The organism is Pseudoalteromonas sp. A25 (assembly GCF_009176705.1).
GTDB lineage: Bacteria > Pseudomonadota > Gammaproteobacteria > Enterobacterales > Alteromonadaceae > Pseudoalteromonas.
The window spans coordinates 439,467-463,787 of the sequence record NZ_AP021847.1 but is presented as its reverse complement, the minus strand read 5'-3'; the positions used below and the strand labels follow the sequence as shown (position 1 = coordinate 463,787).

Below are 24,321 nucleotides of genomic sequence, written 5' to 3'. Positions count from 1 at the left end.
AAAAATAAATGGGACAAAATTTAACTAGACACCCACTTTTATTTGTATATTTTTCATTCATTGCCTATCTTTTATTTATCTGATTAAAAGGTAGGCAGCTTCGATGGCAACGGCACGTAAAAGACAGGTCAGTCTTGTTGATACCAAGTATTATCACTGCATATCACGGTGTGTTCGCCGTGCATTTTTGTGTGGTGATGACTCGATAACAGGCAAAAGCTATGAGCATCGCAGACAATGGGTAGAAGACAAACTGCTGGCGTTGGCCAAAGTATTTTGTATTGATGTATGTGCCTATGCGGTGATGAGTAACCATACGCATATTGTGTTGTATGTAGATGATAAAAAAGCAAAACGGTTGAATGATAAAGCCATACTTATACGTTGGCACAAATTATTTAAAGGTACGCTGCTTACCCAAAAATATCTACAAGGCGACAAGCTAGATAAGGCACAGCAATTCTTTTTAAATCGTACCATTGCCGATTATCGTGAACGACTGGCGGATATCAGTTGGTTTATGCGAGTACTTAATGAAGATATAGCCAGAAAAGCCAATAAAGAAGATAACTGCACAGGCCGATTTTGGGAAGGGCGGTTTAAATCCCAAGCACTGCTAGATGAAGCCGCAGTAGCTGCATGCATGGCGTATGTAGACCTAAATCCCATTAGAGCAAAAATGGCAAAAACCCCAGAAGAGTCTGAGCACACCAGCGTACAAAAGCGAATTACAGCCGCCAAAGATGCAAAACAACCCAAACAACTCGCCCGTTTTGTAGGCAGCCCCAGAAAACACATGCCCAAAGGGCTCCCCTTTGAGTTAAAGTCATACTTAGAGTTAGTGGAACTCACAGGTCGTTGTATGCGAGAAGACAAACGCGGATACATAGAGCAGCGCACTCTCCCTATTTTAGAGAGACTAAACATCGCCCCTGAAAACTGGCTAAAGCTCACCACGCAATTTACCAAAGTGTTCAAAGGCGCAGTAGGGCGACCCAATAAGCTGGATGGTTATTACACGCATTTAGAAGTAAAACGGCGAACTGGCATTAGTCATTGCGAGCAGCTTTTCGGCTAAACCACGTGACAACCCTAAATTCGTAACCACAATCATGCTGTCAAAGTAGGTAGAGCTCTGCCTAGCACTTTGCAATTAACGCCAAATTTCTCGGATAAAAGCAAAAAGTAGATTGAAGAGGCGCTTTTTAAGTAGAAATATCAAAGTAACGGGTGCAATTTATTCGTTGCCTTGTTAATTTAAAAATGGCTGTCTTGTTATTTTTATATGCCCCAAAAGTGGCCCAAAATAACGCTACAATAAATGGGTTAAGCAGTGGTGACGTAAACAAAAATGCCATCACTGGGCCAAATGCAGCTCTGGCTTTAAGCAATCCCACCATCATGGGCAAAGTAGAGCAGCTACAAAAGGGGGTAATGGCCCCCAAGCTCATCGCAATACCATAGCCTTTATTACCCGACAGCAAGGTGCGTACCTTATTCATGGGTAAGTAATGATTAACGATACTCACAATAAAACTGATCAGCACAAATAGGATGCCCAGTTCTATAAAGGCACCAATAAAAAATTCGATGGCACTTTGCCATTGTGTTGAGGTAAACATCACCTTCTCCTGTTTTTATATTTCTAGAATTATCGAAATATAGATTAAATTTTTTAGCAGCTATCGGCGCAACACTCTTCAGATAAAAAGGCAATAAGCCCTTCGAGCTGTTGATACTGTGCTTGGCAACGCAGCACACGGCCTTCGCGGGTTTGACTCACTAAACCCACTTTAACCAAGCGTGAGATATGGTGAGACAGGGTAGAGCCCGGAATATCCAATTGCTGCTGGATAGCCGACACCGCCAAGCCATTTTGACCTGCACGAACCAAAATACGATATATTTCGAGCCGAGTAACATGACCCAGCTCAGCCAACTGCGTGGCTGCTTGTTCAATTTTCATGCTTGGTAGTGTATGAGGAGTATTTTAAAAAAGCAAGATATTTCTATAATTGTGGAAATGTTATTGAGGCGGTATAAAATCATCCACATAGGTCGATGTAAATATTTGACTGATGTAGAGATAGCACTGATTAACGGCTCTATGACTGCTAAATATTTGTACCATAAGGAAATACATTGTTGCTTTTTTTACCTAAAACGATACCATTGTCAGCCGTTGTTCCCATTTTGTTTTTTCTAGTCGAGAATTGCTTTTTTAGCTGCAGTTAAATCAGGTGCTCAGCCGTTATGCCACCTGCTTATACCCGTCTAAACTATTTTGCATAACGACTTAAAGTGACTGAAGAACCTATTTAATAGTGATGCAAAAAATGAAAACTTTATTACTTGTGTTGACTGCTTTGGCGAGCTGGGCTTGTTTTGGCACGCAACAACAGTACTTAGTAACCGATGTGCAAATAAAAAACGACACAGTGTTATTTAAAACCCACCCAAAGCGTGATGCGATAACAGCCGCTGCGTGTGTTAGCTCACAGCAGCTTGACCACTGGTTAATTGATTTACACGCCAAAGGTAGCACCAATATGTTCAGTATTTTGCTAGGCGCATTTGACAGTGCAACACCTGTGCTCATTGAGGGCGAGAAAAGTTGCTTTGCTGACACAAACGTTGAGTTGGTTAAAAAAGTAACCGTTTATAGTAATTAACGCATCGATACTACTAACGCTATACCAGCGAGATGGCCGTTATAGCAGTCTTGCTGTAGGTAAATACCCAAACACAAATTAGTGCTCATTCGTGATGGTAAATACATAAAGTTAATCAACTTGGGTTGAAAAACTTAATTTAAATTATTGAGAGTTTATACAATGACGTATCGTCTGATTATCTTACTAACTATTTTATTTATCCCTTTATTATCCCATGCTGCATCAAAAATTAAGCAGTTAGAGGTACAAGGTGAAACAGCCATCTTTACGCTAGCTGATCCAAAATCTCACGCAGTTCCTAGCTGTGTAAGTAGTGATAATCAAAATAAATGGGCGATTAATTTAAACTCCCTACAGGGGCAGGCGATGTATAGCTTGCTGGTAACGGCGGTATCGAAAGGAATGGAAGTAGATGTGACATCTGCAAACCGTTGTGAAGCATTGCCAAATGTAGAGCAGGCGGCATATTTAGCACTCAATGTAAGCCAAACAGCACAAACAGCACAGGGGCCGGCGCTGTATAAAAGCGATGGAGTAACTAAATTAGGGAATATTGTAGCCATGCCCCAGCATAATAGTTACTACTACGTACCTGATGACGGAAGAAAAGGTGCGGATAGTTATACGCTGTATGAAGACAATCAAAACATGCTATTTTTAAACGCTCAGTGTACTGGTGATGCTTATGTTGACGGAACGATCTATCGCATTCCATCTTACAGTAGACGTTTAGATTTATATATTTACCATACAAGCGGGTCTCAATCTGAAAATAGGCTGTATACAAAAGGGAATATACCTGTGTTTTATCTTGAGCAAATACCTCCATATCATGAGTTTAATTATACTTGCACCAACTCGAATAGAGTTGCGAGTGATTACACTGCAGCAGTTAAAGTGGTCACAAAGCCACATGACCTGTGCGGCGAAAGCGCCTGTATTATTAAATAATACAGGCCGCGTCAACCGGCGAAATACCATATTAATTCACCCGACTAACAAACAACAAGAATCCTACTTTATGCGATACCTTAGCACTGCTTTTTTTACTTTATTAGCCCCTTGCGCAGCCATGGCTGCATCCACTGTGGCCGAATTGAATGTATCAGGTGATGTAGCAACGTTTACTTTATCTGAACCTAAAACCCATGCCGTTCCTAGTTGTGTAAACAGCGATAAGCAAAATCACTGGGCGATTAATTTAAACTCCCTTCAAGGGCAAGCAATGTATAGCTTGTTGGTAACGGCGGTGTCTAAAGAGCAGTTGGTATCAGTGCAATCTGCTGGGCGCTGTGAAGCAATTGCCGATGTAGAGCAAGTGCAAAGCCTCTCACTCAGCACAAATAGTAATAAGTCAACAGGTTCAGGTGGCGCATGGTTATATAAAGGGGATGGGGTGACTAAAGTGGGTAAAATATTATCAGCGGCGAATAACACATACTATTACTCTCCAGTTGAAGGAACGAAAACGATTGTTTTTTATTCTCCTAGCACTACCGAAAATTTCTCGTCTCTATATTTCTTAGATCCTGAGTGTAAAGTTGACCCGTATAAAGATTATTATGGTTATCCAGTCCTATCTTACTTTAAAAACGTAGGTGAATATTTCACATTTTCTGATTTAAACAGCGAGGCTAATCGCCTGAGTAGCCATGGTAGTAAACCAGTGTATATAATTCAAAATAACAGCTGTATTCGAAATCAAAGTTATATTGCTCAGGATCATAACAGAGCCGTAAAACTAGAAAAAACAGAACATCCTCTATGTGGTAAAACCCCTTGTTGGATTAAATAATAATAAAAGGATTTTTAAGGGATGACCGCAACTAGAGTTATTTTAAGCTGCGCACTTTTTTTACTGTGTGCAAGTGCTAAGCCTGCGCTATCGGCGGGGTTTGATTTTCCAACCCATTTACAATTTATGCTTAAAAACCTGCGCGATAATGCGCAAGACAATAGCGCGCCCACTGTTACCGAAGACCATATTACTCTGAGTGAAGATCAAACTTCGCTATTAGATTTGCTCGGCAACGATATAGATGCAGATAAAGACACGCTTAAAATAGTCTCTGTCAGTGCAAAATTTGGTGAAGTGTTACTGCTGCCAAACGGCCAAGTAAAGTATATTCCGCCCGCCAATTTTGCAGGGCAAGATGAAATTACCTACATGCTCTACGACGGTCGCTCTAACCCTGTTACAGGCCTTGCTTACATTACGGTTAACGCAGTAAACGATGCGCCGATAGCAAAAAACGACGCAGCGACTTTAATCGCAAATACAGCAACACTCGTTTACGTGCTCGACAATGATAGTGACGTTGATGGCGATGCATTAACCATTACGCAAGTTAGCGCAAAACATGGTCAAGTGCTTGTGAAAAGTAACGCAATTGAGTACCAGCCTTACTTTGATTTTGATGGTAGCGATGTGATCGACTACGTAATTAAGGACTCCGCAGGGGCAACCGCAAGTGCCAAAGTACTGATCACGGTTTTAAAAGAAAATAAAACAGCCCCTGAGATCACAGCACAACAACCATTGGTGATGGACGAAGATACCTCGTTCACGCTCGATATTGAACACATTACTTATATCGATAGAGACTCATTACCCGAAGATATCACACTCGAAGTTACCCAAGGGCAGAACTATACATTTGACGGGCTCACAATCACCCCAATTACCAATTTTAATGGCGAGCTAATCATTCCAATTACACTATTTGATGGTAAGCATCTCTCGAGTACATTTGAGCTAAAAATCACGGTAAATGAGGTGAATGATCACCCTCAAGCGGGGCAAATTATCTGGGAGTCTGTTAAGGACGAGAAATTTACCATTTATATGCGCGGAATGATGCATGATCCCGATTTCGATTTTTGGCCCCTTGGTAGGAATGATCCAAGATTGAAAGAGTTTAAGTATATCTTCTCAAAAAATGCGGTTCGTGAAGACCATGGTGGTTGGACAGACAAAGGTGGTCGCTTTGTACATGTGCCGGGGGCGCGAGATGATGTATTTGAATACACCCCACCAAGCGGATTTGTAGGTCGGGATAATGTGTTTTTCTTTGTATATGACGAACATGGTGCACCCTCCGGGCGCGGCGATATTACAATAGATATTAAAGAGCACAAAGATTCGCCAGTTATTATACGCCATCATGACATAGCTGCAGTTCAAGAAGACTCTGCGTTTAGTTTGTCAATCAATGATTTATACATTAGATACAAAGGGTCTTTCAGTAACAATGATGCGCTTAGCTTAGTTGTGCAAGATATGCCAGGGTATTATACATTTGATGAAGCAAGTGGCTTGGTTACCATAGACCCATTTTACGAAGAAAATGTACTAAATATATTTGCCAAAGTAACCGATGGTGTAAGTGTTTCTAATACTCATCGTATATCTGTGCCAATAATTAGCGTAAATGAAGCTCCCGTTGCAGAAGATTTTGAACAAACACTTTCTGAACTGGAGGGAGTAGAGATTGACTTCAGAAGCAAGTTAGTACGCGATCCAGAAGCGAATAAATCCCCTAATTTACTTGATCAGTTCACCTATCAGTTTATGTCACCGCAGGGCATTACAAATAATAAAACCAATAATGGTCAATTAGTTAGAGTACCAGGTAAACCTCATGGGGTATTTAAGTATATTCCAAACCAGCGGTTTGCAACCGATATATTTGCTTTTTGGGTAACAGATAATGAAGGACTTCAGTCAAATAAAGGTACGGTAGTTGTTAAGCCACCTATACCAGCTGTACCTACAACACCAACTTTGGTTGTAAATGGCAGAGATGTCCAATTGCAATGGGGTAATGTAGATTTTGCAACGAGCTACTTAGTTGAAGCACATAGCCAATGGCAGAATGAGCAGCCAATTAAGAAGCAACATACCACTGAAGATAACGTTTTTACACTCATAAACCAACCTCGTGGAAATTCAAAGTACAGAGTGAAAGCTTGTAATGAGCTTGGTTGCAGTAACTATTCTCAGTTCTCTGAACAAATCACTATCCGTACTAAACCTGATGCACCTGCGGCGCCAGGAGTTTATCTTGACTCGCAAAATATAAAGGTCACTTGGAATAAAACTATAGACAGTCAATATTACGAGTTGGCTGTAAAAGTCAACGACAATGACTGGTCGCAACCAGAGCCTTATCGTTTTGAAGATAGTGATTATAGTGGTGAACAGGTTGAAGTTCAGTGGGGTAACATCGCTGCAGCTTTAAGAAGCTATAAAGTCAAAGCTTGTAATGAACTTGGTTGCTCAGAATACTCACCAGTATCTATTGTAACGAAAAACTATATTGCTCCCCCTAGAGCATTGCTTATTGGGAGTCGCGATGTTGCTGTTAGTTGGGATACCTCAATACAAAGTAAATTTGATATCCAAGTCAAATACAACACCAATGATTGGACCGAACCTGGTCGCTTTATTAGCGATAGCAAGAGTATCTCTTGGTCAGACTTACCTTCAGGATATCGAATTTATAAAGTACGAGGTTGTAATAGTGACTTGTCTAAATGTACCGACTGGTCAGCTGAGTCAAACAAACTAGAAGTCCCAGTGTGGATCCACAATGTTATTGTAGATGGAAGCACCACAACCCTTGAGTGGGGCCCTGTTCCAGGAGTCGAATACTACGATATTTCAGTAAAGTTTAATGATAATAACTGGAGCGAGCCGGGAAGATTCAGCGTTCCGCATGGTGACGATTTAGAAACTAATCGTGTGATCCATCACAACTTAGATGGTGGTGTTCGCTCGTACAAAATTCGCTCATGTACAGGAGCTACATGTTCTGCATGGTCAGCCCCCACAGATGAGTATCAAACGGTAGGCTTACCTGCTGACACACCGAAGCTGCAAGTGTCTGTGCCTGCGCGTACATTTATTGACAGTACAGAGCAGATCACTTGGGAATTTGAAAGCCCAGCTACGTTGGCATTGAATGCAACTCTGTATGTGATGCAGCCAAACACAACCGAGAAGGTAAAGCTGGCGAGTAGCTCGAGTGGCAGCGCAAAGCCATTTACTAAAGCGCCTGGCAAATATCAATATTTATTTGCAGAGTCAGGTACTTACCGATTTTTTGCGCAAGCGTGTGGTAACGTTGATGTGACACATAAAGCTTGCAGCGATAGTTGGCTAACAGAGCAGCGTGTGGAGGTAATAAACCAAGAGTTTGCGCCACAAAACAGTGGTGCTGAGCTTACATGGCCAAGTGTGCCGGGGGCCACCCGTGTGGTGATTGAAAGTGCCGCGTGTGCCGATGCAAGCAACTGCGATATGACTTCGCTTGATTGGAGTGAGTTAGAAGCGCTTGAAAATGGCGAGACAAGCTTAGCGCTGAGCAATTCTGAGGGTAAAGTTTACCGCATTAAAGTGTGCTTTAGTGATGGCAGTTGTACGTCTTGGGTTAAGGTAGAGAGTGATATCTCGACATTAGGCTATGCCGCCATCTCAGCAAAAGAGCTAAACGATGCTGAATTTTCCGATATCTCGGCGCCAAACATCAGTGCCGTCGGCACCTTCGGTGGCCAAGCTAGCGTAAGCGGCGGTGCAGCAAGTTATAGCTTACCGATTCAAATTGCACCGGGTCGCAATGGTGTGCAGCCAAGTGTGTCTTTAAATTACTCGTCGCGTTCAGGTAGTGGCATTGCGGGTGTGGGCTTTAACCTATCGGCAGGGTCTCAAATTAGTCGCTGTAGCGCCACCTATGCGCAAGATGGCTTTACTCAAAACCCGCAATATAACGACAACGACCGTCTATGTTTAGACGGCCAGCGATTGATTGCTGTATCGGGCAACTATGGCGAAGATAACACGATATATCGCACTGAAATAGAAAGCTTTGTGCGAGTAACGCAATCAGGTGCTATAAATGGTACGAGTACCGATTTTATTGCCGAATATGCAGATGGCACAACGGCTTACTTTGGGCAAGATAACGACGCTCGCGTTATTCACAACGGTAGAGCTCAAACCAATGCATGGCTTATCAGTTATCAACATGATGCAACCGCAAATAATTACATTCATTACAGCTACAGCAATGGCGGCTTAGGTGAAAAGCTACTGAGTAAAATTGCTTATACGGGTAACGAACAAACAAAAACGGGTAGCCAGTATGTGCAGTTTAACTATAAAGCACGCAGCCAAGCACGCTCAGGTTATGTGGCAGGGGGCTATTATGAATCTACCCAGTTACTTAGTTCAATTGGGGTGTATTCTAATAATTCACTGGTACGCCAATATAAATTAGATCATACCACCAGTGCTATTTCAGGGCGCGACCTACTAACGAGCATTAAATTGTGTGTTGATAGCTCTAACTGTTTACCTGCCACCACATTTACATGGCAAAACAGCAGCGCACAAACACTTAAATTTGAGCCAATGAGTGATGCTAACGGTACAATGCTTTATCAAGGCGTTGAAACCCTATCGTCGGTGCTACCACGAGGTGACCATAATGCAGATGGTGTGCGCGACTGGCAAGGATACTATGTGGATGCCGAAGGCAATGCCGTGGCGAATACCCTCACCTTTAATGCCTGTCGATTAAACATATTCACTCGACAACACGAATGTCATGACGGCGATTTTGACCAAGATGGTAAAAGTGATCAGTGGCGTGTTGAAGCAAATAAGTTAGTACTTCAACTGAGCAGCAGCGGCAAACAATTCAATACCGACATTAATATGCCTGCAAAGAAAATATCGGCGTTAAAGCAATATAGTCATATTCGTCAAATTGGTGATTTTAATGGAGATGGTTTCCCAGATATTTTAGTGTTTATTTCTGATGAACAACCGAATGTAGACCTGTATTATCATACTAAAAATATTAACTCACCCTATGAGAGTGAAGCTTCTCACTCTTGGCAGTTAAAAACTTATCCAGAGGGTGCCCCTACCGGCCTGTTGACTGAGCTTAGCGTAGTGGGGGATATTTCAGGCGATGGGACATTAGATGTGATGTTGGCAAGCACTGGTTTTGCAGAGAAAGCGGCATATATTCAACCTCTACCAATAGAGTTCTGGTTAGGAGATGATGATTATAAAAAAGCTGTGGAGTCGCCATTTGAGCAAACTGATAGCTCGCCTTTTACGCCTAATTTAAGTTACTTTATTGATATTAATGGAGACGGACTACCCGATTGGATTGGCGGGAACTCTGAAGGCGCCACGCACAGTTTGAGCTATCGTTTAAACCAAGGTGGGGGAGTTAACTTTAGTGCAGAGGATACGTTTGAAGGTAATGCGGGTATTGAGAATCGGCTAGAGAGTTTCAGTAATGGCTCAGATGGTACTGATGTACGAAATATCCCTAAATACTATGCCGCGTTCAAGATTGAAGACATAGACTACGATGGTATACCTGAGTTACTGATGCCGGGAACCCGAGTTTACGAGTCATGCCATAAAGTAATCAATGCTGGCAGAGCAGACAGGCGCTGCGGTGCAAATATATATAGTAATTACTTTCCTGGGGAAGGTGGGGAAGGTGCAGCACAGTCCCCGATAAATGCACAGAGAAATGATAAAAGCATTTATCAATTTGACGCGCTTAAATTTAGTAAAAACCAAAATGGTACCTATGCCATAACAAAAGTACCAACCGATTTTATTGGTAGTGCCTATGACTCAGCCTTTGTTGATGTCTATGGTACAGGTTTGCGCAGTTTGGTATTTAATCACCATTTAGGTGGTACCCACTCGATGGGTGAAGAACAAGTTAACACCCAATTTAGCCAACACGCTCAAGTTCAAGGCATATACATCAACCGCAACTATGGTGCAGGTGGTGGCACATCAGGGGCTGATTACGCGCCAATTGATATGCTGCAGCAGGTTGAAAATGGCGTTGGGGTGGTGTCTAAATGGACGCAACGTCCACTATCCAGTTCAAGCACCGATTATGAGATTGGGGCAACCAACACCGATAACCAACAAGGTTACTTTAACTTTGCCTCGAGCATGTATGTGGTCACACAGTTTGAGCAAAGCAATGGGGTGGGGAGTACGCGTACCAAACAGTATGGTTATTATGGTGCAATGTACAACGCGCAAGGCCGTGGTTTTATGGGCTTTAAATCGGTAATTGAAAAAGATGTGGCGTTAGGGGTGGTTACGCGCTCTGACTTTGACCAGATATTCCCATATCAAGGTAAGCTCATCCGCCAAGCGCAGTTTAAAGCAGCTGATTACACTTTACGTAGCAATGAGTTACTAGCAAGTGCAACCACAGAAACAACCGCCATAAGTCATACCGATAATACATGGGAAAAGACAGGGCGTTATGTGTATTTATCAGAGCAAACCACCATACAAAGAGACATTGATAGCAGTTATACCAATATGTTTACCAATGCATTAACCGTCGATACGATTGACGAATGTGGTAATGTGACCAAATCAACACAAACCCGCAGTGATGCATGGGGTAAATACATAACCACTACAGAAGCAACCGTGGATGACACTGCCAGTTGTAGTAATACTATCAATGAGACGTGGTGGCCACATAAGCTTGAAAGTAAAACTGTGACTAAGTCAAAAATTACCGAGCGAAACAGTGATGACCCTGTAATGGATAGCGCCAATACAGTGTTAGATAGCAAAGTAAGTATTGTTACTGAATTTAGTGAGTATCAAGCAAACCGCAAGCCTAAAACGGTGACGGTATCTGGCAAAGTGGGCGACACTGGCTCTGGCAAAGGGAAAACCACAACGACGATTTATAATATTTATGGTTTACCTACCTCAGTGAGTGAAACCGCGCAGGTGCGCAATAGTGCAGGTTCGTGGGTTGATAGCACGCGCACTACAAGCATGACCTACTCTAAAAACGGCACCAGTGAGGCGAGTGACGGCTACTTCCCGCTGACAGTCACCAATGCTAAAGATCATCAGGTAACGACTCATACTGACGTGGCAACAGGGCAACCGACTAAGCAACTGCGCCAAGTGTCGGCCACAGGTTGGGTGAGCACCAGCTACGGCTACGATAAATTCCATCGCCCGTTTAGCCAAAAAACTGATGGTATGCCAATTCAGTACACGGCGATTCAGTCGGTGACTGGTGATGAACACAAACCTGCACACGCGGTGATGGTGGTTAAACAAAGCAGCGCAGGTGCACCTGAAGTACGTGTATACAAAGATAAACTAGGTAGAACCATTCGTACTGCCAGCCAAGCGTTTGATGGCACGTGGGTTTATCAAGATGTGAGCTTTGACCACTTAGGCAGAACCTCCTTTGAGTCGATGCCTTATAAATCAGGTGGCAACAGGATAGGCACCAGCTACTCAGGTTTTGATGAGCTCAACCGGCCAACCACCAAAACCGTTGCACAAGAATGTGGCCAATCTAGCACTGGGACGATGACAGTGAGCTATGGCTACAGTGGCCTACAGACCACCATAGATGTGAGTGAAAGTTGTAACAGCATTACCCTTGGGCAAATGTCTCGCACTTATAATAGCCTAAAGCAATTAGTGCACACCCAAGATGCGAAAAATGGCAATACTTACTACGGCTATAATAGCTTAGGGTTGCCAGCGGTCATTGAAGATGCTGCAGGCAATCAAATTAAAGCCACTTACAATGCACTGGGCCGTAAAACCAAGGTAGACGACCCGAACCAAGGCTCAACTACCTTTGCCTACAACGGCTTTGGTGAGCTGCAACAAGAAGTGCGTGGTAATGGCACGAAAGTGACTTATTTAACCGATGCGCTTGGACGTGTATCTCAGCGCAGCGCAACCGGAGAGCAAACACTCAGTTACAGCTATGATGGCACTAACGGCTACGGTCAAATGACCAGCGCCAGCGGTAATGGTGTAACTCATACGTATGGTTTTGACGCACTCGGTCGCCCAAGTAGCCATACCGTAGCAGGTAGTGGTAAAAGCTACACCACCACCACCTTCTATGACGGCAACTATGGCCGAGTAAAAGGCGTGCGCTACCCGAATGATTTAACGTTAGAGTACACCTATAACGATTTAGGTTATCAAGAGTCAGTTAAAAATGCCGCCTACGACTATGTATATCAAAGCGTAACAACTCAAGATATTTTAGGTAATATCACCCAAAGTACACTGGGTAATGGCTTAACACAAAAGCAGTTTTACTCTTTAGCGTCGGGGCAAATGACTGGCAGCTATACTGAGACGGAACACGGTGGCCAACTGATGTCGCTGAATTACACTCAATACGATGGCTTTGGTAACTTAAAAGCCATGACGGTAACCACAGGCAGCTTTGATAACCAACACAGCTTTAGCGAAAGCTATGAGTATGATAATTTGCACCGCTTAACCAGCAACCAAATAGATGGTATCCCCACCATTAGTTACGCTTATGATGCGGTGGGCAACTTAACTAAAAAGTCTGATTATGCTTCAGAATACAACTATGGCACTTTGCAAGATGGGTTGCCTAATGCCGTTAAAAAGGTGCATAAAACCGATGGTACTTGGGTGGACTTTAGTTACGATGCGCGCGGTAATATGACCCAAGGTGATGGCCTCACCAGCGCCATTTACAACGCCATGGACAAACCAACGTCACTCACCAAAAATGGTATCACGAGCACCTTTGTGTATGGCCCTGACCATATGCGCTTTAAACAAGTAAAAGGTAATACCACCACTTATTACGCAGGCGCTTATGAAGAAGAGGTTGAAGGCAGTAAAACCACATGGCGTGCGTATATTGGCGATATTGCGGTTGTTAGCCAAGGCAGTAATGAAAGCGCTGTAATACGCTACACCCATAGAGACCGCCTAGGGAGCGCACGCTTATTTACCGACCGTAATGGTAAAGTAATTGCCGAGCGTAACTTTGACCCATTTGGTAAGCCAAGGCAAAGCAGTGGGGGGTCAAAAGCGGTATCGCAACTTGAAGATAAAGACCTAGCTAAAACTAACCGCGGCTTTACTGACCACGAGCATTTGGATGAACTTGAGCTTATTCATATGAACGGGCGGGTGTATGATTATAACCTTGGACGGTTTATGAGTGTGGACCCTGTTATACAGAGTCCGGGGAATAGTCAGTCGATAAATCCGTATTCGTATATCATGAATAATCCGTTGGCGGGGACAGATCCGAGTGGGTATGAGGCGAAATTAACAGGTTCTCATGTTAAAAGTGCTGGCGAAGCATCTTCAAGTAATTTGAGTATTGCAACCTATGATAATAGCGAAGAAAGGGCAATAAACCGTGCGAACTTTGCAGATAAGTCGTTAGCGAGAGGTTGGACTAATTATCATAACAAGAAGTCAAATGGAGCAGGTACATCTAGCACGCCATCATCAAAAGAGACGACAGATATTGGTGGTGAGGGTGAGAAGGAGAAAGGTGGGAACCTAGACTCATTATCTAAAAATATACTGTCTTATGCTGAACAAAACCCCACTCCAATACAAAATAGTGGTTGGGAATACACGGGTAAAAATGATAAAGGCATGAAAACCTATCAAACAGTTCATGACGTAACAAAAGATGACGGTTTGTCGCTTGGGAAGTTGAACGATAATTTCATTACACCAGCAGGTTTAACCGCAGGTTATATTCAAAATACCTATGGTCAAACAAAAAATAGGTGGTCTGATAGGTTTAGGAACCATGGTAAAATATGGGATAAGGCTAGGTTAGTTGGTAACTATGCATTTATCATCGGTAGCGCAATAACTGCCGGAACTACTTTTATGGATCTTATCAATATGAGACAAAAAGATTCATCGGTAGAAAAAATGGCGCTGCGAGGGCTTGATGGTATTGCTGATATTGCAGCTGGGACTTTAGCTTTTGCTGGGCCTATAGGTTGGGCTGGTGCAGCTATTTATTACGGAGCTGATTACTTATCAGGAGGAAACCTTACTGAATATTTATATCGTTCAATCCTAGGCAGACGTGAAGAAGAGCATGGTATCTAAACAGCAGGAAAAATTATGTTAAGAAAATATTTTTATATATTGTGTAAGATATTTAATAAGAAAGAACCTGAACTTTGGATTGAACCAGCGGCTATCATTACAACCGTAATGTGCATAATACTATCCCATACTTTACTGTTGTTCGTAGTTTTTGAATTCGAGTTGGTTCACTTAGTGGAATTGTATGGTAATTACCTGTTAGTGACTAGCGTGATAACTTTTGTAGGGGTTTATTATCTATTATGTAAAAAGTTTAAGATTTATTCGAAACGTTAAATTATAAATAAACAAGACATATATGGACGCTCAGCCGTTGTCAAACAATACTGACCAATCGGGGTGACTTTAGTCGCCTCGTGTCGTTTTACCTAATCTATCCTGCTTGAATTTTAATCTTTGAATCAACCAGTTGTGCAATAAGATCAAATTAAATCAGACATCCACTTTTATTTGTATATTTTTCATTCATTGCCTATCTTTTATTTATGAGATTAAAAGGTAGGCAGCTTCCATGGCAACAGCACGTAAAAGACAGGTAAGTCTTGTTGATACCAACCGAAATAAATAAGACACCCACTTTTATTTGTATATTTTTCGTTCATTGCCTATCTTTTATTTATCTGATTAAAAGGTAGGCAGTTTCCATAAAAAAAATAAACAAGACACCTAAAAATAAACAAGACACCCACTTTTATTTGCGTATGTTCAGTCTCCAGGGAACTCGCAGTCGATAAACCCATATTCGTATATTATGAATAACCCATTGGCAGGGACGGATCCGAGTGGGTATAAATGGGAGAAAAAGACTGGGTCGAATGTGCGCACAAAAACTGCTGATGTCTCGACAACAGGCAAGATCAGTGCCTCTGATACAGTTCAAAGCGTTGAAGTAAAGGGTGACACTATAACAATTAAAACTGATAACGGAAGCATGACAGTTAATGATGTGACTGCTGATGAAGTCAGTAATATAGTGGATATGAAAGGTGCAGCAAACAAAAAAAATGGCAGCGCAAATTTAAGGAAAAATAAACAAGACACCCACTTTTATTTGTATATTTTTCGTTCATTGCCTATCTTTTATTTATGAGATTAAAAGGTAGGCAGCTTCGATGGCGACGGCACGTAATTAAATTAAAATAGACACCCACTTTTATTTGTATATTTTTCATTCATTGCCTATCTTTTATTAATTAAATCAGACACCCACTTTTATTTGTATATTTTTTATTCATTGCCTATCTTTTATTTATCTGATTAAAAGGTAGGCAGCTTCGATGGCGACGGCACGTAAAAGACAGGTAAGTCTTGTTGATACCAAATATTATCACTGTATATCACGGTGTGTTCGGCGTGCATTTTTGTGTGGTGATGACACGATAACGGGTAAAAGCTATGAGCACCGCAGACAATGGGTAGAAGACAAACTGCTAGCGCTTGCCAAAGTGTTTTGCATTGATGTATGTGCCTATGCGGTGATGAGTAATCATACGCATATTGTGTTGTATGTAGATGATAAAAAAGCAAAGCGCTTGAGTGATAAAGCCATACTTATACGTTGGCACAAATTATTAAATAAATAAACAAGACACCCACTTTTATTTGTCTATTTTTCATTCATTGCCTATCTTCTATTTATCTGATTAAAAGGTAGGCAGTTTCCAAAAAAAAATAAACAAGACACCCACTTTTATTTGTTTATTTTTCATTCATTGCCTATCTTTTATTTATCTGATTAAAAGGTAGGCAGCTTCGATGGCGACGGCACGTAAAAGGCAGATAAGTCTTGTTGATACCAAATATTATCACTGTATATCACGGTGTGTTCGCCGTGCATTTTTGTGCGGTGATGACACGATAACGGGCAAAAGCTATGAGCATCGCAGACAATGGGTAGAAGACAAACTGCTGGCGTTGGCCAAAGTATTTTGTATTGATGTATGTGCCTATGCGGTGATGAGTAACCATACGCATATTGTGTTGTATGTAGATGATAAAAAAGCAAAACGGTTGAATGATAAAGCCATACTTATACGTTGGCACAAATTATTCAAAGGTACGCTGCTTACGCAAAAATATCTACAAGGCGACAAGCTAGATAAGGCACAGCAATTCTTTTTAAATCGCACCATTGCCGATTATCGTGAACGACTGGCGGATATCAGTTGGTTTATGCGAGTACTTAATGAAGATATAGCCAGAAAAGCCAATAAAGAAGATAACTGCACAGGCCGATTTTGGGAAGGGCGGTTTAAATCCCAAGCACTGCTAGATGAAGCCGCAGTAGCTGCATGCATGGCGTATGTCGACCTAAACCCCATTAGGGCTAAGATGGCTAAAACCCCAGAAGACTCTGACCACACCAGCGTACAAAAGCGAATTAAAGCCGCCAAAGATGCAAAACAACCCAAACAACTCGCCCGTTTTGCAGGCAGCCCCAGAAAACACATACCCAAAGGGCTCCCCTTTGAGTTAAAGTCGTACTTAGAGTTAGTGGAACTCACTGGTCGCTGTATGCGAGAAGACAAACGCGGGCACATAGAGCAGCGCACTCTCCCTATTTTAGAGAGACTAAACATCGCCCCTGAAAACTGGCTAAAGCTCACCACGCAATTCACCAAAGTGTTCAAAGGCGCAGTAGGGCGACCTAATAAACTGGATGGTTATTACACGCATTTAGAAGTAAAACGGCGAACTGGCATTAGTCATTGCGAAAAGCTTTTCGGCTAAACCACGTGACAACCCTAAATTCGTAACCACAATCATGCTGTCAAAGTAGGTAGAGCTCTGCCTAGCACTTTGCAATTAACGCCAAATATCTCGGATAAAAGCAAAAAGTAGATTGAAGAGGCGCTTTTGACATAAAAATATCAAAAGTACGGGCTTTGGATAGTCACTCTTTTAGTAATTTAATTATGGCTGTCTAATTTAAAAAAGCTGTAAGCCGCTCTTGCAAGTTTGTGAGCTACAAGAACAAATGGGGTCAGATCTTGCACTTTGCCTGCTGATACAAGCTCTATCAACGCCCCCCCTAGCAGCACTTAATTCATACAAAAGCACGCTTACTGCTCTACTACATTACCAGATAACAACGTAGTGTAATGCGTCTCCTAAAAACGAAAAGAAATTGTCGATTCCATTTTTTAAAGCAGGTATACGCATCATCATGTCATACAAAAACAAATAAAATGATGCAATGCCAACCATTACCCCTACTCTGTCTGAGAAAGGTTTGCAAATACCTTCGTATTTTAGCGCAGCCTTATCCAAATGTTCGATTAGCTTTTTGGCCAAATAGACAGCAAAAAACGCATTGCTGATCAAAGCAATTAATACACCTGTGACACTGATAATGACCCAATACACCATCATATCTTCGGTTTCTGCGGTTGTAATATCGAGTATATAGGTGATACATACGGCACAAGTAGCTGCGAGTAATGCACAGTAAAGTGCAAGTTTTCCCGCACGTACATTGTCTAATGGAATATAAACCGGAATTAAGTACGTTTCACCATATTGATTGATGCGCTTCTTAAAAGGTTTATTTATGATTAAAAGTAGAGAAGTTAACGCCAACAGCACAGATATGAACAACATAACGATCCCCTAAGGTTAAGTGAGAGTCTCATTCATTCAAACATAAATTTGAAAATGGACTGGTCTGCTCTGACAATCGGTTGCGGAGAGAAAGTAACCTAGCTCTGATGATGGGGATAGATCTGAGCGTATATTGGGCAACGACCTTAGATCAAATATCTCGGATAAAAGCAAAAAGTAGATTGAAGAGGCGCTTTTGACATAAAAATATCAAAAGTACGGGCTTTGGATGGTCACTCTTTTAGTAATTTAATTATGGCTGTCTGATTTAAAAAGAAGGAACTCCGTTAAAATATAAGCAGCTGATAAAGTTATATGTTGGTTGTAAGGCTCACTATGTGAGCCTTACTTTTTACATTATCTACACTGGTAAGGTGAGTATATGTTTGTGTTTGTTAGCTTAGCTTTTAATTGTGCCAGCTGATCACAGCCAATATTGCTGTTGTCTCTTAAGTCTAACTGCTGCAAGTTGGTTAGTGTGAAGATTGGCGTCAGATCTGTAATGTTAGCGCGGTACAGGTCTAGGCTGGTAAGGTTTGTAAAGCCAGATAACGATTCGGTATCACTTAATGTTAGCCATCTAAGGCTCAACTTGGTCAGGCTTGGAGCGTTAAAGTTTTTAAGGCTAAGTGTTACATTGTGATCTTCGATATGTAACTCGGTCACTGTGCTTGGTAATGACAAACTCTCTAACGTGGTAAAGCGATTATAATCAAATCTGATCTTATTTAGGTTTGGCAATTGACTCAGTGTGGCACTATCAATTACCGATAAGTCAGTTAAATGCCTAAAGGTTAAACCTTGTAAGTTCTCAAACTGCTCAATACCTGCCAAAGAAGATACTTCAGACATCTCTATAGTTAAGTAATTAACTTTAGAGGCATCTTTATAATTATTTGATCTAAAATAGTTTCTTAAATTTTCATCAACCAGCACACTGTAATCAATTGGCTTATCAATACAGTTATAAGGGAACTCGCTAGAGTCAATATCTGCAAACGTGGTTTTCAGTGTTTCTACGTCAGTACAGTATAAGAAATTGTTAGAGCTAAGATCTAGGCTCTGTAAGTTAACTAGGTTGCTCAATGAGTTAACGTATATGAGCTCATTAAAGTTAGATATTACTAACGTTTTGAGCCCAGTGAGCGTTGAGATAGGGGTGATATCAGAGGCATCAAAGTTACTCAGTTTTAGCTCAGTTAGTTGAGTATAAGATTCTAGTGCTGAAAAATCAGATACTTTACGAAAACCTTTAAGTGTTAAGTGCTTAAGCGATGCTGATGTTCCTAATCCAGTTAAATCTTCAGGTGCAGTATCAGATGAATAATTGTTAATAAGAGTAAGCGACTCTAACTCTTTAAGGTTTGAAATATTTGGCAGCAAACTTAACCCAGACTGCTCTAAATCTAGTGATTTTAACTTTGATAAAGACTGTAACTTGTCAATATTTGTAATTGTTTGAATATCTAATCTTAAGGTTTCTAGGTTACTTAATTGCTCTAAATCTTTCACGTCAAAACTTGTATTATAATAACTATCATACTCAATATGAAGGCTTTTGAGCTGAGGTAGTGAGCTAACCGTGCTGAACTGGGCGTCTGTACTTAAGTTTTTTAGTGATAAGTGCTCTAATTTAGGTGCAAACTTTAGCCAACCCATATCTATTATGTCGTTATTGCTGATCTCAAGGCTGGTCAATTCGCTCATGCTTTCTAAAAAGCCAACCGAGTTGATTAGGTTATAACTTAGTTGCAGCTCTTTAAGAGCCGAATGCTGGCTAAGTTTGCCATGGTTCTCTAGCTTAACCCCATTAAGTTTTAAGCTTTCTAAGCTAGTCAGAGAGCTCATTGAACTCGCATCAAGTGGTCGAGCATTATAGCGATATCCATTGGTGATATTTAGCTGTTTTAACTGAGTTAAATCACCAATAAAACTATAATCACTGATATTGCTATAAACAAGCGATAGCTTGGTTAAGTTAGGCGTTACTGCAAATGCACTTGGGTCACTAAAGCTATTGTAAGAGTCTCTAAGTTCTATCTCGAGCTCTTGAATATTAGGCATTTTAGTTAAAAACGAAAGCGACTCTATGTTGTTTTTAAGCTTGAGGCTTAGTTTTTCCAATTGCGTAAATGCTGACAAGTCAGAAGAGTACACATTAGAAACTTGATGCAGTGATAACGCCGTCAGGTTCACAGGCAGTGTCGATAGATCAAACTGAATATGACTGCTATTTTCTAAGCCAAAAACACCTAGTGATTTGAGGTTTAAGAAATTTGTAAAATCTAAATTACTCAGCGTATTACTTGAATCTGCCGACAGTGATAATTCGGTTAAGTTTACTAATGAATTAGCCGCTGCAAAGTCGGTGATCGCATTGTCTTTTAAACGTAAACGCTCAAGCTGAGTTAATGAACTTAATGTTTCAATACTCTGTAATTTGCCACCTTCAACAGATAACGACGTTAGCTTGGTAAATAGCTCTAAGCCAGTTAGCTGCGCAACTTGGGTACCGTTACATTCGATATTGGTTGCACCAAAGTCGAGTTCTGCATTTTGAATACATGACAACAATGCGCTGTCAGTAATTGAATCTGAGCTAGGCTGTCCGTAAGCTTTTAAAGAGATATTAAATTCTTGGCTTGTGGTTGCTTCTTTGTCATCTGTTACAGTGAGCGTAAGCGTAATGTTTTGGTCTTCTGTAATTTCAGGTGCTAAAAATTCAATTGTATCTGAGTCAAGGCTTGATAATTCTATGCCAGTACCTGCTGTTTGTTCCCACGAGTAACTAGTCACTTCGCCGTCTGCATCGCTGGCCTGCGCCGTAAAACTGAACTGAGCGCGCTCTTGCACTTGAAGAGCAGAAGCAGCTTCAATAACAGGTGCTTGGTTTTCAGGCTCTGTTGGCGTGACAGGTGGCGTTACGGGTGTTGTTACTTCATTGCTATCAGGGGTTGCTGGCGTATCGCTACTGCCACCACCACATGCTGTAAGTGCAAGTGTTAATACTGAAAGCGCTAATCCCTTAGAAATATTCACAGGTTTCATTAATGGCCTTTATTGTTTAATTAAAAGGGACTATTGTACCCTTTTTTTTGTTATTTAAAAGCCCGTTTTTACGCGTTCAGGTAATAAGCGGCTGCTCTTATGAAGTTAAGTACAGTCCACAATACGCCCGTATTTATGACACTAAAGAGGTGAACAAAGGTAAACCTATGTTATGGCATCATTTTTAAAGTTATGCCTAAATAACCTCAGCTGCACATAAGTGAATTTGCCCAATAAAGCTATTTCGCTCACTCTCTGCGTTATTTTTACTTGTAATAGCGCGCTATTACTTCGCGAAAATGCCTTGTTATTGAGCAAAATATCATCATTGGATGTTGAAGGGGTTACAACATTTCTATTGTGAACTACCAAAACTCTTATCCACAGCTGAGGTTAAATATGCCAATAGAATTAGCTGCGTGATGAGTAATAATTAGGGGAAATAGTGTTCAGCTGTTAAAAGTAGATAGTTGCAAAAGCCACTGCAATACCGCTTCTCTCTATTTTGCTTGGCACCTACTTTTTTCGGTACCCCTCGAAATATATTAAGTAAAGCAAAAATCATTGCGATAATTAAGATTCAACATGGCTGCGATGGCTTAAAAAAGTTCCTACATCTCATAGAAAACATAGCGGTGCTGAGGGCCATGTAATGTTAGTGTTCTTTTAGCATTATCATTGCCAACCTCTAGTTCTAACCCTTTTAATACGGGATCAATAAAGACTAATTTACTGGTGCCGTCACTACTTATGGTTGTGTACTCAGCTTGCCATTGTCCTGAATTTATTCTTATTTTTTGTGTTTGGCTGTCAAAAGTGATCACGCCTAAGGCTTCATTTTTGTAAGCTGGTGCAAGGTTATTCTTAATTGATTGGTTGGTCGAAGAGTCTATATATGAGATAAACTCTTGAGTGTACATTTGCTGTTTTTCTTTGGCTATTTTCACCATGCTCTGAGCTTGGCCTTTGCGCTCATAAACGAGTTCAAGCAATTTGTGTAAAAAAGCTTTTAATAGAGGCTGGCCTTCGGTTGAATTAACCATGATCACCGCTGCAATACCAGCCTGCTCGATAACATAAAAATCAGATTTATAGCCGACTAAACTGCCGCCATGCTGAATTATCTCAAGGCCAAATAGTGACTCTTTCGCCAGTCCCATTCCGTAGTGTGCTAATACATCGTATGTGATCATATTGGCACGCCTTTGCAGCAAGGCCAATTCATTAAAAGCTCGTTTCTTATTTCGAGCCTGGCCCTTATCAAGTTCGTTTTGTGCATAGCGCAACATGTCTGATACGTTTGACCAAGCGCCGCCAGCAGGGCGGTATGGTGTGATGGTATGATTAAAGCCTTGATGCTCATTTTGGTGAACTTCTATGATGTTTCCGTAAATATCTAAATCATGTGGGCTTGCAAAGTTACTGCGTAGTGCGTTGTTAAAGGAAAAACCCGTATCATTCATATGTAATGGCTCAAATACATAGTGTTGCATGGCTGTATCATAAGCTTCGTCAAGGGGCATATCAGGGTAAAGTACATGCCCTGCTATATAGCCTGCGGCAGCAGCCATTTGATTATTATATTGATAGAGTTCACCAAGCTCACTTGTCGGTTCTAACTGAGCAAGGTCATCAAAAACCGAACTTGCAGGAGTGTGTTTTGTATTGGCAAACATCCAATTAAAATCTTTCCTAGGCAGCCCTGTACATGCACAAACCAGATGTTTAACCAATATTTGCTCAGTTGTTTTGCTATTGCCAAGTTTGAAAGTTGGGAAATGATCAATAACGCGGTCTTCCCAAGAGAGTTTGCCAAGCTCAACCAATTTGGCTAATAAAAGTGTGGTCATCCCTTTTGTATTCGACGCAATCATAAACTGAGTTTTCGCATCTACAGGCTGTTGTTTACGGGTATTTGTAAAGCCAGTTCCTCCTTCAAATACGACTTTGCCCCCTTGTGAAATCGCAAACGCCACCCCAGGTACCGAGAGTGTGCTTGCTGATTGAGCTATAAATGACTGGAGGTTTTTAATATCGTTAGCATCTAGCGCTTTTGCTGTTAAAGATGAATAGTCAGGCGCTTTGTATCCACTTAGGTGAATACTATTTAAAAACAAGCTTATCTCGGCATAGCGTTTATCAAACTCAGAGGGCGTTGTTTTGAGCAGTATTGCATATACCTCTTTTTGACCGATTAAAAGAGTTGCTTGATACACGTTGTTGTTAGAACCAACGAGTTCAACGTGATGTTGCGCCTCCCACCCTTGATTTGATAACTCAGGCTCTTCAAAACTGACTTCTAGTGTCACATCAGGCGAAACCTTTTTCCACGCTGATAATGCGATTTCGCTGGGTTTGTTTTGGGTTCTAGGCAACTGTAACACATGCATGGTTAGGTCTTCACTGGGTGAATTAACTAATAGCTGCTCGTTCAGTTCATCTATTCGCCATTTATTTGGTAGGTCATAACTAAGCACCTTAGTGAGCTTGTTTGTTGGGCTTTGATCAGCCACAGTGCTACATGCTGCAGACATTGTAATAAATAAGATGATAAATATGTGCTTGAAAATACGTTTCATGTTCTTCCATGCGTTTATAACGTGTAATTTATAAGCATACTCTTGAGTTATATAATTGCTAGTTTAATTACCTCATACGCGTATCAAAAGTTAGTAAATAGCAAATCGGCATTATCTAAATTAGCCCTTGTGTTTCTCCCATAAACTGTTGGTTTAAGTGGTATAACATTTATTCTTAAGCAGGCATTATGGTTATACCAATCCGCTTAACTAAGTGGTCTTTTTTGAAGCAAGAAAACCTTGTCGATAGCAAGGCAAAAATTTCGTTATTTAGTTGTTCTAAATGAGAAATTTTTAACGCAGCTGTCGTTAGGTTTAATCCTTCAAAAGGATTAAGTGTTATTGCGGATTGGTATTAGTTCTTGCTAGTGATAATCGTCAGAGCTGTTGAATAGCAGGGCGTTTAGTTCTGGAAATAGCGCTTTTAAGTTTGCATAGGTGTTATCGAGTAGTG

General features: G+C 41.2%; 12 protein-coding genes and 1 pseudogene. 8 read left to right on the top strand and 5 right to left on the bottom strand.

Annotation, left to right across the window (positions count from 1 at the left end):
- Positions 1–103 precede the first annotated feature (103 nt).
- Positions 104–1,078 carry a transposase gene (locus GDK41_RS18560; protein ID WP_152087962.1) on the top strand — a complete coding sequence of 325 codons (975 nt, stop codon included), beginning with the start codon at positions 104–106 and terminating at the stop codon, positions 1,076–1,078.
- 127 nt (positions 1,079–1,205) lie between these two features.
- Here GDK41_RS18560 and GDK41_RS18555 read toward each other — a convergent pair whose 3' ends face one another.
- Together GDK41_RS18555 and GDK41_RS18550 are read right to left on the bottom strand one after the other, a co-directional pair.
- A complete protein-coding gene (locus GDK41_RS18555; protein ID WP_152087961.1) occupies positions 1,206–1,622 on the bottom strand; it encodes a permease in 417 nt (138 codons plus the stop codon).
- 53 nt (positions 1,623–1,675) lie between these two features.
- Positions 1,676–1,966, bottom strand: coding sequence for an ArsR/SmtB family transcription factor (locus GDK41_RS18550; protein ID WP_152087960.1), 291 nt, complete (start codon positions 1,964–1,966; stop codon positions 1,676–1,678).
- A 370-nt stretch (positions 1,967–2,336) separates the two neighbouring features.
- Here GDK41_RS18550 and GDK41_RS18545 point away from each other — a divergent pair, with 370 nt between their 5' ends.
- The 7 genes and pseudogenes from GDK41_RS18545 to GDK41_RS18515 all read left to right on the top strand — a co-directional run bounded on the left by GDK41_RS18545 (position 2,337) and on the right by GDK41_RS18515 (position 17,370).
- Positions 2,337–2,672, top strand: coding sequence for a hypothetical protein (locus GDK41_RS18545; RefSeq protein ID WP_152087959.1), 336 nt, complete (start codon positions 2,337–2,339; stop codon positions 2,670–2,672).
- Between the two features lie 162 nt (positions 2,673–2,834).
- Complete coding sequence (locus GDK41_RS18540) at positions 2,835–3,626, top strand: hypothetical protein (RefSeq protein WP_152087958.1); 792 nt, start codon at positions 2,835–2,837, stop codon at positions 3,624–3,626.
- A gap of 70 nt (positions 3,627–3,696) precedes the next feature.
- The gene (locus GDK41_RS18535; RefSeq protein WP_152087957.1) at positions 3,697–4,470 is read left to right on the top strand and encodes a hypothetical protein; all 774 of its coding nucleotides are present in this window, start codon (positions 3,697–3,699) and stop codon (positions 4,468–4,470) included.
- 21 nt (positions 4,471–4,491) lie between these two features.
- A complete protein-coding gene (locus tag GDK41_RS18530) occupies positions 4,492–14,640 on the top strand; it encodes a tandem-95 repeat protein (protein ID WP_152087956.1) in 10,149 nt (3,382 codons plus the stop codon).
- A gap of 751 nt (positions 14,641–15,391) precedes the next feature.
- Positions 15,392–15,730, top strand: coding sequence for a hypothetical protein (locus tag GDK41_RS18525; protein WP_152087955.1), 339 nt, complete (start codon positions 15,392–15,394; stop codon positions 15,728–15,730).
- Between the two features lie 187 nt (positions 15,731–15,917).
- Positions 15,918–16,211: pseudogene (locus GDK41_RS18520) on the top strand (Mobile element protein); the annotation flags it as partial.
- A gap of 184 nt (positions 16,212–16,395) precedes the next feature.
- Positions 16,396–17,370: a transposase gene (locus GDK41_RS18515; RefSeq protein WP_152087954.1), complete on the top strand. Its 975-nt coding sequence runs from the start codon at positions 16,396–16,398 to the stop codon at positions 17,368–17,370.
- Between the two features lie 348 nt (positions 17,371–17,718).
- Here GDK41_RS18515 and GDK41_RS18510 read toward each other — a convergent pair whose 3' ends face one another.
- The 3 genes from GDK41_RS18510 to GDK41_RS18500 all read right to left on the bottom strand — a co-directional run bounded on the left by GDK41_RS18510 (position 17,719) and on the right by GDK41_RS18500 (position 23,867).
- Positions 17,719–18,240 (bottom strand): hypothetical protein, encoded by a 522-nt coding sequence (locus GDK41_RS18510; RefSeq protein ID WP_152087953.1) that lies wholly within the window; start codon positions 18,238–18,240, stop codon positions 17,719–17,721.
- 357 nt (positions 18,241–18,597) lie between these two features.
- Positions 18,598–21,288, bottom strand: coding sequence for a PKD domain-containing protein (locus GDK41_RS18505; RefSeq protein WP_152087952.1), 2,691 nt, complete (start codon positions 21,286–21,288; stop codon positions 18,598–18,600).
- Between the two features lie 611 nt (positions 21,289–21,899).
- On the bottom strand, positions 21,900–23,867 hold the full coding sequence (locus tag GDK41_RS18500) for a serine hydrolase domain-containing protein (protein WP_152087951.1): 1,968 nt from the start codon (positions 23,865–23,867) through the stop codon (positions 21,900–21,902).
- Between the last annotated feature and the right edge of the window lie 454 nt (positions 23,868–24,321).

Bases quoted from the DNA above. Each gene is read 5' to 3' on its own strand.
- GDK41_RS18525 (WP_152087955.1), top strand. From the start codon at position 15,392: ATGAATAACCCATTGGCAGGGACGGATCCGAGTGGGTATAAATGGGAG.
- GDK41_RS18515 (WP_152087954.1), top strand. From the start codon at position 16,396: ATGGCGACGGCACGTAAAAGGCAGATAAGTCTTGTTGATACCAAATAT.
- GDK41_RS18530 (WP_152087956.1), top strand. From the start codon at position 4,492: ATGACCGCAACTAGAGTTATTTTAAGCTGCGCACTTTTTTTACTGTGT.
- GDK41_RS18500 (WP_152087951.1), bottom strand. From the start codon at position 23,867: ATGAAACGTATTTTCAAGCACATATTTATCATCTTATTTATTACAATG.
- GDK41_RS18505 (WP_152087952.1), bottom strand. From the start codon at position 21,288: ATGAAACCTGTGAATATTTCTAAGGGATTAGCGCTTTCAGTATTAACA.
- GDK41_RS18545 (WP_152087959.1), top strand. From the start codon at position 2,337: ATGAAAACTTTATTACTTGTGTTGACTGCTTTGGCGAGCTGGGCTTGT.
- GDK41_RS18555 (WP_152087961.1), bottom strand. From the start codon at position 1,622: ATGTTTACCTCAACACAATGGCAAAGTGCCATCGAATTTTTTATTGGT.
- GDK41_RS18535 (WP_152087957.1), top strand. From the start codon at position 3,697: ATGCGATACCTTAGCACTGCTTTTTTTACTTTATTAGCCCCTTGCGCA.
- GDK41_RS18540 (WP_152087958.1), top strand. From the start codon at position 2,835: ATGACGTATCGTCTGATTATCTTACTAACTATTTTATTTATCCCTTTA.
- GDK41_RS18550 (WP_152087960.1), bottom strand. From the start codon at position 1,966: ATGAAAATTGAACAAGCAGCCACGCAGTTGGCTGAGCTGGGTCATGTT.
- GDK41_RS18560 (WP_152087962.1), top strand. From the start codon at position 104: ATGGCAACGGCACGTAAAAGACAGGTCAGTCTTGTTGATACCAAGTAT.
- GDK41_RS18510 (WP_152087953.1), bottom strand. From the start codon at position 18,240: ATGTTGTTCATATCTGTGCTGTTGGCGTTAACTTCTCTACTTTTAATC.